At 40.7% G+C, this 12,754-nt stretch carries 16 protein-coding genes; 2 read left to right on the forward strand and 14 right to left on the reverse strand.

All coding sequences use genetic code 11. The features are described from left to right. The first annotated feature begins 226 nt into the window (after positions 1-226). A complete protein-coding gene (locus JVX94_RS07630) occupies positions 227-1,036 on the forward strand; it encodes a mechanosensitive ion channel family protein (protein WP_095408368.1) in 810 nt (269 codons plus the stop codon). A gap of 22 nt (positions 1,037-1,058) precedes the next feature. Here JVX94_RS07630 and JVX94_RS07635 read toward each other — a convergent pair whose 3' ends face one another. The 14 genes from JVX94_RS07635 to fadH all read right to left on the reverse strand — a co-directional run bounded on the left by JVX94_RS07635 (position 1,059) and on the right by fadH (position 11,712). Further along, entirely contained in the window at positions 1,059-1,301 is a 243-nt protein-coding gene (locus JVX94_RS07635) for a YkuS family protein (protein ID WP_024424725.1), read from the reverse strand. 50 nt (positions 1,302-1,351) lie between these two features. Next, positions 1,352-2,530 carry an N-acetyldiaminopimelate deacetylase gene (locus JVX94_RS07640; RefSeq protein ID WP_205185112.1) on the reverse strand — a complete coding sequence of 393 codons (1,179 nt, stop codon included), beginning with the start codon at positions 2,528-2,530 and terminating at the stop codon, positions 1,352-1,354. 34 nt (positions 2,531-2,564) lie between these two features. After that, positions 2,565-3,275, reverse strand: coding sequence for a 2,3,4,5-tetrahydropyridine-2,6-dicarboxylate N-acetyltransferase (gene dapD, locus JVX94_RS07645; RefSeq protein ID WP_095408367.1), 711 nt, complete (start codon positions 3,273-3,275; stop codon positions 2,565-2,567). A 109-nt stretch (positions 3,276-3,384) separates the two neighbouring features. Beyond that, on the reverse strand, positions 3,385-3,843 hold the full coding sequence (locus JVX94_RS07650) for a flavodoxin (protein ID WP_039178158.1): 459 nt from the start codon (positions 3,841-3,843) through the stop codon (positions 3,385-3,387). A gap of 16 nt (positions 3,844-3,859) precedes the next feature. Beyond that, positions 3,860-4,753: a WD40/YVTN/BNR-like repeat-containing protein gene (locus JVX94_RS07655; protein ID WP_111292468.1), complete on the reverse strand. Its 894-nt coding sequence runs from the start codon at positions 4,751-4,753 to the stop codon at positions 3,860-3,862. Next, positions 4,743-5,219: a flavodoxin gene (locus JVX94_RS07660; RefSeq protein WP_111292467.1), complete on the reverse strand. Its 477-nt coding sequence runs from the start codon at positions 5,217-5,219 to the stop codon at positions 4,743-4,745. The genes JVX94_RS07655 and JVX94_RS07660 overlap by 11 nt, the downstream gene beginning before the upstream one ends. Positions 5,220-5,342: 123 nt before the next feature. Then, entirely contained in the window at positions 5,343-6,224 is an 882-nt protein-coding gene (locus tag JVX94_RS07665; RefSeq protein WP_024424721.1) for a transcriptional regulator CcpC, read from the reverse strand. A gap of 96 nt (positions 6,225-6,320) precedes the next feature. Beyond that, positions 6,321-6,764 (reverse strand): cyclic-di-AMP-binding protein CbpB, encoded by a 444-nt coding sequence (cbpB, locus tag JVX94_RS07670; RefSeq protein WP_048238791.1) that lies wholly within the window; start codon positions 6,762-6,764, stop codon positions 6,321-6,323. Positions 6,765-6,910: 146 nt separating this feature from the next. Beyond that, a complete protein-coding gene (abbA, locus tag JVX94_RS07675) occupies positions 6,911-7,102 on the reverse strand; it encodes an antirepressor AbbA (RefSeq protein WP_003210802.1) in 192 nt (63 codons plus the stop codon). Between the two features lie 149 nt (positions 7,103-7,251). Further along, positions 7,252-7,767, reverse strand: coding sequence for a ribonuclease H-like YkuK family protein (locus JVX94_RS07680; protein ID WP_205185115.1), 516 nt, complete (start codon positions 7,765-7,767; stop codon positions 7,252-7,254). Between the two features lie 146 nt (positions 7,768-7,913). Next, positions 7,914-8,156 carry a YkuJ family protein gene (locus JVX94_RS07685; protein WP_003212254.1) on the reverse strand — a complete coding sequence of 81 codons (243 nt, stop codon included), beginning with the start codon at positions 8,154-8,156 and terminating at the stop codon, positions 7,914-7,916. Between the two features lie 184 nt (positions 8,157-8,340). Then, positions 8,341-9,237, reverse strand: coding sequence for a manganese catalase family protein (locus JVX94_RS07690; RefSeq protein WP_041084994.1), 897 nt, complete (start codon positions 9,235-9,237; stop codon positions 8,341-8,343). Positions 9,238-9,662: 425 nt separating this feature from the next. Then, on the reverse strand, positions 9,663-10,883 hold the full coding sequence (locus tag JVX94_RS07695; protein WP_205185118.1) for an EAL domain-containing protein: 1,221 nt from the start codon (positions 10,881-10,883) through the stop codon (positions 9,663-9,665). 64 nt (positions 10,884-10,947) lie between these two features. After that, positions 10,948-11,712, reverse strand: coding sequence for a 2,4-dienoyl-CoA reductase (fadH, locus tag JVX94_RS07700; protein ID WP_111292462.1), 765 nt, complete (start codon positions 11,710-11,712; stop codon positions 10,948-10,950). A 138-nt stretch (positions 11,713-11,850) separates the two neighbouring features. Between fadH and JVX94_RS07705 the strand changes: the two genes are divergently transcribed. Beyond that, the gene (locus tag JVX94_RS07705) at positions 11,851-12,708 is read left to right on the forward strand and encodes a metallophosphoesterase (protein WP_203129738.1); all 858 of its coding nucleotides are present in this window, start codon (positions 11,851-11,853) and stop codon (positions 12,706-12,708) included. Positions 12,709-12,754: the final 46 nt, after the last annotated feature.

Consider the following 12,754-nt stretch of genomic DNA (forward strand, 5'->3'; position numbering starts at 1 on the left):
TGTATATAAAATGAGAATCAAAACTTAAAATTCTCATTTAGTTAATAACTTCACAATTACAATTATAATACTTATGCGATTTTTAGTCAATATTAATTAATAATAAATTTAATTAACGATTTGTCACAATTTCCTGCTCCACTTAACAAAAGTTTAACATGACTTGCATAAGGGAACAAATGATTAGCTTCTCTTTTAGAGCATACATAGAAAGGTTTTGAAGATTATGAGAGTATTTCAACAAGTAGATTGGGTTTCCATTATCCTCAATAGCAGTATGATTTTGCTAAAACTAGTCGCCATTTTTGCCATTTACTTTATCATCAGAGCGATAGGAAACAAGATGATTAAGCGCGCCTATTCAACTTTCGCTGAAAAGCATGAAGTCTCTTTATCAAGAGCTCAGACACTGCAAAGTCTGACGTTAAATATTTTCGCCTACTTATTGATTTTTATTCTAGTTGTGATGATCCTCGACTTATTTCATTATAACCCGACCGCTTTGCTTGCAGGTGCAGGTGTTGTGGGACTTGCGATCGGTTTTGGCGCTCAAGGGTTAGTGAGTGATATTGTGACCGGATTCTTTATATTATTGGAAAAACAATTTGATGTAGGAGAATATATAACAGTCGCTGGCTTTGATGGGATTGTCGAACAAATTGGACTAAGGACCACGCAGCTTCGAAGCTTTGACGGCACCCTTCATTTCATTCCAAATCGCAGCATACTGAATGTGAGCAATCATTCAAGAGGAACGATGCAGGCACTCGTTGATATTGAGCTGTCACCAGATGAAAATGTGGATCAAATGATCACAGCCCTTCAAGCTGCCTGTGATGAAGTGCGGGAGGAAACTCCTCAAATTATTGAAGGTCCTCAAGTTGTCGGCGTAGAGGCGTTCGGTTCTTCTTCCCTTGTTCTGCGCATCATAGCGAAAACTGAAACAATGGAGCAATGGCGGGTAGAACGAATCTTGCGCAAAAAAATGAAAGAAGTACTCGATATAGAAAAAGAGCAAAAAGAACCGGGATCATAATCTACCGGTTCTTTTTCTTGTTTTATTGAACACGCTGTTCTACTTCTTGGCAAATTTCATCAGCCGTCATACCTGATGCTGTAATAACAGATGCCTTTGTTGTTGTGTCTGAAATGCCAAGAACATTTGAATCTAGTCCTGTGACGACATAACAGTCACACTGATCCATTTGCTGTTCATTTTGAATACGTACAACATCATACCCTTTTTGCTTCAATAGTTCTTCTACATCGGATAAAGATTGTTCTACACCAATTCTTGTCATAATCAAGAACACCTCCTGTTCATAAGGTGTACAGGAGGCAGCTCGATTATTCATTCTCCAGCTTGCTTTTTAAAATAAGCCGTCATCACATTCACAGCTGTTTCAATCGCGTTTTCATCAGGCTGGAGCTTTGCATGGTGCAGGCCGTATTCTGAATTGACACCTAACCAAAACATGAAGCCGGGATATTTTTTCAGCATGTATCCAAAATCTTCTCCTGTCATCGCTTCTCTGCATTCAATCACATTCGCAAGTCCTTCTTCGGCTACATATGACATAAATTCCTCTGTCAAATCCTTTGAATTGTCCACTTCGTAATAAGATGAAGGATATCGAACGGTTGCCTTGCATTCGTAGCCAATTTCAATCCCTTTTGCCAGTGCTTCAATTCGTTTTCTCACCTTGTCCATAGACTCTGGCGAAAGTGTGCGAATGGTACCGTCAAGCTTTGCATGCTGCGCAATAATATTTTGAGCCGTTCCACCGGTAATCGTGCCGACTGTAATGACCGCACTATCAAGAGGATCGACATTACGCGAAATGACCGATTGCAGCTGACCTACAAGTGCACTTGCAGCAACAACCATATCATTTGCTAAATGAGGATATGCAGCGTGTCCGCCTTTTCCTTCAAGATCAATTACAAGCTCACTCGTATTGGCAAATAACAGCCCCGGCTTTGTAGCAATTGTTCCAACAGGATATTCAGGTGCGATATGCAGCGCTGTAATAAAGTCTGGCGTCCATTTTTTGAGAACATCACTTGCAAGCATTGGTTCGGCACCGCCTGGGCCTTCTTCTGCCGGCTGGAAGATAAATAATACATCCTCTTTAATCGGTTCATGAACGAAATGATCAATGATACCAAGTGCAATGGTCATATGAAGGTCATGTCCACATGCATGCATCTTTCCTTCATGCATAGATTCAAAAGGATACCCTGTTTCCTCAGGAATAGATAGTCCATCCATATCTGCACGATAAGCAAATACGCGCGTTGGATTTGTTCCTTTCACTTTTACAAAAAGGCCAGTTCGCCACGTTTCAATCTCAATTCGATCTTTTGAATAGGTGCCCAGATGCTCAATGAGATACGCTTGTGTTTTAAATTCTTGGAAACCAAGCTCAGGGATTTGGTGTAAATCTCTTCGAATGGATATTAATTGCTCACGATTTAACAAGTGAACTCGCTTCCTTTCTTCTATACGAATAAGACGTGGATATCTCATCCACGTCTTTGTCTTCAGCTGCGAATTATAAGAATTAAAGCTGACGCAGTTCTTGTTTGATTTCAGTTTTACCTTTTGTTTTTTCATCAATGTCTTTGATTTTCTTTGCAGGTGTACCTGCTACAACTGTGTAAGGCTCTACATCGTTCACAACGATTGCACCGGCAGCTACTACTGCACCTTTACCAATTGTCACACCTTCTAGAACAACAGCGTTCGCACCGATGACAACATCATCTTCTACAACAACTGGTTTAGCGGACGGCGGCTCAATGACACCTGCAAGAACAGATCCAGCACCGATATGACAGTTCTTACCTACTGTCGCACGGCCGCCAAGCACCACGTTCATATCAATCATCGTACCTTCGCCGATCACAGAACCGATATTAATAGAAGCACCCATCATAATGACTGCATTATCACCGATTTCAACTTGGTCACGAATGATGGCACCTGGCTCAATACGAGCTTTAATGTTTTTCAAATCTAACATCGGAATTGCAGAGTTGCGGCGGTCATTTTCCACGACAACATCTTCAATTTTGTCTTTGTTTGATGCTAGAGTTTCCTGAATTTCGCTCCACTCACCGAAAACAACTCCAGTGTTTCCTGTGATGAATGTTTTTGCATGTTCACCAAACTCAATACCTTCTAAGTCACCTTTAATATAGACTTTGACAGGTGTTGATTTTGTACTATTTTGAATAAATGAAATAATTTCATTAGCGTCCATCTGTTTCATGTATGTATGTCCTCCTCTTAATTTATACTTCATTACTGTACCAAAGGAGAGTTTTAATGACAAGTGAAAGAGTCATCTCTACAATGGAAAATAAAACAAGCGGGACCGATTATCCCGCTTCTTGCTGATGAAGCTGAACAAATTGTTTGCCAAAAGAAATTAATTCGTCTTCTTCCTCTCCTTCTGGATTCAGCTCAATCTTAACGGATGGCAGGACAATGTCACCGCCAAGCTCCTTCACTTTTTCTTCAATTAGGTCAACAGCTCCGCAAAAATGTTCGTAAGATGTATCGCCAGAACCGAATACTGCAAATGCTTTTCCCGTTAAATCAAGCTCTTCCATTTCTTCATATAAATCAATAAAATCATCCGGAAGATCGCCATCTCCCCATGTATACGCCCCTAACATAATGTGCGAGTAATCATTGAGCAGCTCGGCATCAATATCCATCGCTTCATGCCGGTCTACGCTGGCTCCTGCTTCCGTTATACCTTTTTCAATTAAATCTGCCATCGCTTCTGTATTCCCAGACATCGTGGCATACACCAATAAAACCTTTTCTGTCACTTTTTCTTCCTCCTTATCAATGAATCAATGCAGGCTCCTCATATGGCCTGACAAACTTACTTTCATATAAACCTGCACAGAAAAAGTTTTCGTTTTGATTGGCTACACGAAAACCGTGTCCTTTGATCGTATCAAACCATTTGAGCTCTTTTTGCTCAATATCAAGCTGATACACTTTAGAAAAACCGTGTTCATCTTGTGAGGTGGTCACATACACAATGCCATTATCCTCTGACACATCCAAAAATGATTCTTCTCTAGCAAAAGCCTGTGATTGAATATCATGCAGGATATTTGTATGTAAATCTAAAATTTGAACAGATCCTTTTTTGCCTTTTTTTGAACCTAATGCACATACAAGAAGATGTTCGTGACAGAGCAGCATAGAAGCTGTCATTCGGTGCTCCTCTCTGTTTAGAAGAAAAATCTGTTCACTCTGCAAGTCATACACCCATATTCCTCCGTGAACCTCATGAATCTGCGTTCCAATATAAAGGTGATTACCAGCAGCACATAGAGAACGAATGACCGGCGGATGATTCACATGAGCAAACGGCTTCATAATTTCCCAGGAAATTCCGAAATCATTTGACACATAGATACTATGTTTTCCATGTGCACATACAAAACCATCTTTGCGTCCTGTAATAGACCAGACGACTGCATTTGTTGGAAATGAAGATAACGCCCATGTACTCCCTTCATCTCCTGATCTAATCACTGTGCCATTTTCACCAACACCGAATAAATAAGGACCAATATAGCTGATGGCATGGATTTTATGCTTGAGCTTAAAAAGCTGCTTCCATCCGCTCTCTACACTATAGTGAAAAATACCTTCACGTTTTACAGCAACAAAGTATCCACCATTTTTAGATGCCGCAACGGCCGTTGCTCCTTTATGAAACATGATTTTCAACTCGTTTCTCAGACAAAGCGGCCCACGTTAAAAAGCTCGCAGCAAATTCCTGACAGCACGCCACATCTTCATCTGTATCCGGTGCAAGCTCCATTTTTAATGTTTCAGGAAAAACAGATGCACCCGTTGATTTCAGCATGTCATGAAATGTATGGACGGCCTCGCAAAACTTCGGATAGCTGTAATCACCAGATCCAAACACAGCTGCTTTGATGTGACTAAGTTCAAGCGAAGAGACCTCTTCATAAAAATCCTCTGCTTCATAAGGCAAATCTCCATCACCCCACGTATAAGAACCAATAAATACGTAATCGTATGAGGAAAGATCCTCTGCGTTCGTATCATCAAACTCCATCATCTCTGTATCGATCCCTTTTCCTTCAAGTGCTTGCTTTAAGATCGCTGCCATATCTTCCGTATTTCCAGACATACTCGCAAATGTAATTAGTGCTTTCATCTATCGGTCACCTCATCTAAATGATAATCATTTTCAATTATTATATGTACACTTTAAATGATAATGATTTTCATTGTCAAATGATTTCATAAAAAAAAGTACCTCCCTATTCCAAGAAGGTACTTACACCGCATCATTTTCAAGCATTTCTTTAACCACACCGACAAAAGCTTGCACCTGTTTTAACTGAAAAGACGCTTCATAGCCTAGCAGCCATGTGTCACGGCCGATTTGCTCTCCGTTCACATCAACAAGCGGTGTTTTATATACACTTTTTTCGTGGTCATATAAGGTAACAGAAGGCAAAATGGCGTAGCCGATGCCGTGGTAGGCCATTTGTTTACATGTTTCAATTTGGTCCACTAGAATCGTCTGCTTTGGAGACACTTTAAATTTTTGGTGCCACCAGTGCTGGATTTCCTGATAATATGTGCTGTCGCTTTTAAATTGGATAAATGGCCTCTCCGTCTTGATTAATTCATCTACGTCCTTGATCACGGAATCGACTAAATATAAATGATCTGTCATCAAGTATTCCTTTGTCCCCTTCCAATCAGGGTTGCCGCGAATAATTCCTATGTGCACATGGTCTTCATACAAGCTTTTGAGCATTTCACTACTCCAGCCGGTAACGAGTGACACCTTGGCATTTGGATATTTTTCGACATACCGCTTTAACACCTTTGGCAGCCAGTGCTGTCCAATAATCGACGCCACCGCAAGCTTGAGTGTACCGTGAATGTCACCCTCAAGTTCATCAATTCGTTCTCTCACTCGATCCTGTTCAACCGTTACCTCTTTTGCAAATTGGATAATCTGTTCACCTGCTGAGGTCACGGTCAGCCCCTTTTGTGAACGAAAAAAGATTTTGGTTCCCCATTCCTTTTCAATCGTCTGCAATCTTTGAGATAAAGCTGGCTGAGAGACAAAGAGCCGCTCTGAAGCCTTTCTCATATTCAATTCTTCACTTAGCACAACAAGCATATGTAACTCCTGAAGCTGCATGGGCGTCCCCTTTCTCTCTATAAGTTTTTCTTATTTTATATAGCCATTATATAAATTTTAACTTATGAAGGCAAAAAAAATAAGCTGGGCTGCAGCTCATTTTTTCGCGGAATGAATGACCTCATTTAAGCGCTTTAATACAACTCGTCGAGTAAAAATGCCCTCAAAGACCTGCTCCTCATTTTCTACACAAACAAATCCATTATTCGTCACAGCGTGAACGCCTTTTAGTACAGGATCTGTTGTTTTGAGTCTCGGAATATCCGTCAGCATGACCTCTTCAACCTTCAACTGGTCCAGTTTCTCGAATTCGATACGTTCTAAACCGAAGATTTTATCCATAATCATATTCGTTCCGATTAACCCGTGTAAACGATAAGAAGCGTCTAATACCGGTATGGCTGTATATCCTGTTTTTGTTAGAACCAATAGGGCATGCTCAAGGTTATTTCCAATTTGAACATGTGCCACTTTATCTGCATCAATCATATGCTCGGCTACTGTTGACTCAAGCAATTGAGTCGGTTCTATCTCTATCATGTTTCTTCGACCCCTTTTCTCTCAATCATCAATCATACATTCCCCTTTATGATTAAGCATAAACTAAAACGAATTTTGTCGAAAGATTTTTTCTGCATAAAAAAGATACTCAGCCCCCGAGTATCTAATAGAATGTTAAACCAATATTAATTCTCAAACCTTACTCTGTCATACAATGTGATCAATTGCTTATACGTATTGTCGTCGACATTTTTTGTTCCACATTCTATATCATTGATCTCACTGCTTAGTAATTCGACAGCATATTCCTGATTCAGCAATACGTTTAATAATAGCTTTTTCTCTTCTTCATTAAAACGATTTTCGATGACGCTCATTCAACATCAGGCCCCCTGTTTCATATATGCTTTTATATTGATTAGCAGGCTTTTGAATGTCTGCTTCCTCTCTATACAGCTAGAATAAGGAACTAGAATCGAATCGTCAACCGCACGTTTCGACAAGGTTTGGAGAAAAATGACGGAATTTATTTTGTATATCGATTGGCATAGCAAAATGCTGCATATGAGTCGGGTTTTATTTTTGCTTCAATTCCCATAGCTGTGATCATTCCGGTCATTTCCTGAATCAGCTCTTTCGTACTTCCTTTTTTACCAATATCCAGATGGGCTTCAAAACGAAGGTCTGCCCCTTCCTCAGCAAACGGAAGAAGCAAATCCATCAGTTCTGTTAAAGGCCCCTCAAGGATGTCTGCACATACCTTTTGGCTAAACGCTGTCTCTAATGAAATTTTTTCTCTAAGACTTTGCACAGGCCTCTTGATCACTTGTTGTGTGAGACAGCCCCATGCTCCTTTGCCAATCCGGTGGAGATGAATTGCAATCATAAATGTTGTGACATTTTGATTGACCTGAGAGTCCGTACCAATTGATAACACATAGGCGGATCTAGGGTCTTTTCGTATAAAGTCTTTCATTCTCATGACGACATCAGAAAACGCTAAATAGTCTTCAGAAAGATTGTAGAAAAAAGAATCACTCACAGAAAGGAACTCCTTTTTAATGGTCTCTTATCCGAAAAATGCGCTGATTGATCATCTTCCATTTGTACATCTCATCTATGATGATACATGTATGCTGCCGCAATAAACGAAGGAATCCTCAGAAAAAACATTTCATACGATTCAGCTTAGGATTGTAAAAGCTCAAAAATCTCAATCGAAATCATATCAATGTTGTCAAATGGGAAAGTATTTGGCTTATCCCCTTGTTGAAAAACAGTCAATTCAAACGTTTGATTCTTTTCGAAATACTTAACACTACAGATTTTCTCACCGTTCACTTCGAAATAACGCTGTGCCGGCTCGTTTGCAGCTTCTGCTGTCTCTTGAAGACTTTGCAGCCTTGTAATGATACCCATTAATTGTGACATTCTAAAAAAAGACTCCTTTCAAAAAAACAACTCAAGATGAACCCGTATTGATTATACACAAGTCCTACAAAGCATCATACCATAAAGTGTTCTCAGATGATATTTTTCCTCTTGAATTCAAAAAAAGAAAAAGAATCTGTTTTTTTAGTTTGAGTCTTTTTTCTCATCTCATGCACTTTGATTTTTATAAACCGGCCGATCTCATCAGCCGTTTAGCAATTTCATCAAAATCTTCTTTAGAAATGCCCGGAGCAAACTCTTCCGGTAATTCTCTATAATCTGGCACAGGTGCACCTTGCGGGGTGCCCTCAATGACTGTCAGCGGCTTTCCATCAATCGGGTGGCTGCCTTTCCAAATTTTATTGATATCCTTGTAGTCCGTATCACTAAATGTATACAGCTTTGTATGAACATTCTGGTCTTCAAATTTCCTCGCTGAATCAAAGTATTTGTTGTCGAGATTTGGGATTGGCAGCATCTTCCCAACATCTACTCCTGTAGCGACTTCAAGTGCCTTTGCATATGCCACAACATGCACACCGCCCCTGACAAGCAAATAACCGATCATCTCTCTTGCAGTAGGATGGTCCGTCATTTCATATACGCGCATTTTGTGCGTACGAGCTCCACATTCAAGAAAGAAATTATGGAGAAGATCAAGAATAAGGTTGCCACTTGAGAACACATTCTCTCCGGTCCAAGGTTTTGCCATTGAATCAAACGGATAGCCTGTTTGAGCTGTTTGAATAAAATGCTGTGTATTTCGTTTATCGACAGCTGCCTTCATCGGCGTCGTATCTGGATCCCCGCCATGTGTGGTTCCTGTAATCATAAGATTGATGGCTGTGGTCACAAGCTCGACATGACCGAATTCTTCAGCCGTAATACTGGATACGAGGTCATAAAACGGTTTAAGTTTTCGTTTTCCTCTAAAGTTAAAGGATTGAAACATGTAATTATTTAATGTGGACATTTCACCGAATTTTCCGCCGAGTAATTCTTGCACAGCAGCTGCACCATTTGCATCTGGGTGATCTGGCCTTGGCAAATCAATGAGCAGCCGCGTGTCACGTTTGATCATGATGTTTCCCTCCTACCGTCTAACTATCATCACTTAAGATGTATGGAGAGTTTGGGATGTCCTATGCATGAAGGGAAAGATTGAAGCACAAAAAAAACTTGGCGGGGGTAGCGCCAAGTTTTTTGGATCTTGATCTGATAGAGGGGTTGGGGAACAGAGAGTAGCTTCTCTCTATAACTAAATGATAATGATTATCAGTTTCATTGTCAACCATTTTTTATTTCTTTTTTCTATCAAAAAAAGCAGCCTGCAAGGCTGCTCAGATTGTTGACAAAAGGCTAAAATTCCTTTTGTTTACATTTCAGCTTGATAGAAAACATTTGAAGTCTAGGAAGACGAGCACCGGAGCTGAGCGAATTGTACATTCGTGAGCACTAGCACGCTGGACTGACAACAAATGCGAGGGTTTGTCTTCAGCTGTGCCTTCAAATTAATCCATCTTGCTCATATAAATAGGCATACGGAAGGTCTATAAACAAATACATATCTCCCTCTAAAGGATAAGAAAACGTACGTATCCTCTCACCCGTTTCTAAGTCACTGTAAATATCACTAAAAAATCCTTTTCCGCTAATTCTCATTTGAAGAATATTTGCTAGGAAATAAGGGCGCCAGCTCCAGTTTTTTTCTATATACTCCGGCTGAAACTGCCATTCTGCTTCTTTTTTAAACACATTTCCAGTGATTTGAAAGCCTTCTTCATTACACATATAAATCCGAAAGCTGCAATCTGTTAGTTCAAGTGCCAGTTTTTGAATGAGCTCATCATTTGTGCTGCACGATTTCTTTAAAGTCGTAACAGCTTGATGAATTCGTTTATAAAATGTTTCGGAATGTTCGTAGACAGCTTGCAGCTTCTTTTTCTCGTGGGCAATAAATTGCTGGAATTCTTCTCTAAGCTGCTCTTTTCTGTAGCTTCGGTCAATTAATTCTCCTGAAGGCTCATGAAGATAGAACCCTTGAAAATATCTCCCGCCATTTCTCCATGCATACTGCAGCTGGAAATTCGCTTCTATGTCCTCATAAATTAAGGCAGCTCCTATTTTTCTTGCAAGCAATGAAATGCTGTACAAGACATATTCATAGGAAGGAGATGGCGCCGATGCCTTTAATGCCTGTAAATCTATTTTTAATAAATCAGGTGAAAGCAAGGCAATCCGGTCCAGATTACTGCTTTCTTTTCCTATATTTGAAACGGCGATTTTAATCCCATATGTACGATAATACGTTAACGTATGGTATAGCTGTTCAATGTCGCCGCTAAACGTATGCTCTGCAAACTCAATAACAAATCGGTTAAGCTGAATGCCCCTTGCTTCATATTCCTTTAAAAGTTCTAAAAAGCTTTCTCCATGATCCAGCATGAGGATATTGGCATCATGATTAATAAAAATGAGCAAATCGTCATCTGCTATTGTGAAGTGATCAAGTGCTTGCGTCAATACTTTGTGATCTACTTCCAATTTATATTCGTCAGGAATAGATGAATCCGTAAAGAAGGAGCCTAGGCTGACCGTTTCTGACTCAAGCTTCATTCTTCCTAGAATCTCATAGCCTATCACTTTTTGCTCTTCCGCACTGAATATTGCTTGATAGTGCGGGAAAACATCTTCAATATTCGTTAAAATATCCAATGGATCGACCATTTTCATCACCTGCTTCTCTCTTTGTGTGATTATACCACATCAAAAGCAGGTCTTACATCGTCAATCAAAATGGTGATTGGTTGAGCCATTGTCCCCCATCCATCGTGATACAATCTCCATTTATATAAGACGCATGCTCCGACAATAAAAAGCTCGCAAGCGCTGCAATTTCCTCAGGTGTGCCCAGTCTGCCAATAGGAACACTATCTAATGTCCTTTGCGCTGCCTCTTCAGATTCCCATAGTTTATCTGCACCGCCTGTTCTCTCGATTGGGCCTGGTGCGATGGCATTGACGCGAATTCGATATTGCTTCCCCCATTCAACAGCAAGCGTTCGAGTCAGGGAGAGCACGCCGGCCTTTGCTGCCGCCGAATGCGCCACTCCTACACCAGCACCCCATGCATAGGTGGCCACCATGTTAATCATACTTCCCCTTTTCTTTTGACGAATCCAGTAATTGCCCACTGCATGGCTGCAAAAAAATGTACCATTTAACACAATATCAATGACAGCCTTCCAGCCATTAGGTGACAGTTTTTCTGCTGGCACTAAAAAATTTCCTGCTGCATTGTTAATGAGGGCATCGACATCACCAAATGTATCCACCGCAAACTTGACCATTTGGTCCGCATCATCTGGGTTTCGCACATCCATTTGGAAGTAAGCGACCGATCCACCCTCCTGCTTCATTTCTTTTGCCGCCTTTTCCAGCGTCTCTTCTGTTCTACCAGTAATCACAACATTCCAGCCTTCAGCTGCCAAATGGGCAGCCATTGCCTTCCCCATACCGCTTGATCCCCCTGTGACAATCACTGTTTGCTTCGTCATTTGTTCTCCCCCTTTGTGTTGTTTGAATGACTATTCATTCATTGTTGTCTATCATATCATGATTGACCCTCGGTGCACCATATGGGAGATTATCCAAATATGATGCTATACTTAATTTTATTTATAAAGGAGTCTTATATGAAGCAGCTTTCCCGCAGACAATTTTTAAAAGGAGCAGCTGGTGCGAGTATTCTCGGCTTTTTGGCTACAAGTTGTGGATATGGATATGCCAGGTACATTGAACCGCGCATGATCGATACCGTGTCACTGACCATTCAAGATGCTCAGCTTCCAGCTTCATTTGACCAGTTTAAAATAGCCCAATTTAGTGACGTTCATTTAAGTGATACATTTCCTGCGAAGGATTTAGAAGCCATCGTCCAGAAAATCAATGCTGCATCTCCAGATCTCATTGTGTTCACAGGTGATCTCGTTGATTTTCAAGCATCCCCTGAAGAGCATGAAAAAGCGAAGGCTTATTTGAATAAGCTTCATGCTCCGTTCGGTAAGCTCGCTATCTACGGAAATCATGACTACGGACCATTTGGCGTGGAACTTTATGAGAAAACAATGGAGGCTTGTGGATTTACGTTATGTAAAAATGATGTGTTTCTATTAGAAAAAGACCATTCGCATATTCAGATTGCTGCACTGGATGATCTCATGATGAGCGTGCCTGATTACGATTTGATCAAACGGGAAGTATCATCTGATTTATTTACGTTACTGCTCGTCCATGAGCCTGATGCCGCACTAGAGCTGAAAACAACACCCATTAACTTGCAGCTTTCCGGACATACGCATGGCGGTCAAGTGCAGCTTCCTTTCTATGGACCGATTCTCACGGCACCTTACGGCCATACATATGTAGAAGGTTTATACGGAAGCTATCAGCACCGCATCTATGTCAACCGCGGACTCGGGACAACGCGTCTGCCGCTTCGATTTTTAGCCAAACCCGAGTTAACCTTTTTCACCTTCACATCTCGCGTGTAAACAGAAGCCAAACCGCCCTCTCCTGCATATGTATAATCAAAGATCT

Origin of the sequence: Bacillus sp. PDNC022, assembly GCF_016919285.1 — a bacterium.
Lineage (GTDB): Bacteria > Bacillota > Bacilli > Bacillales > Bacillaceae > Bacillus > Bacillus safensis.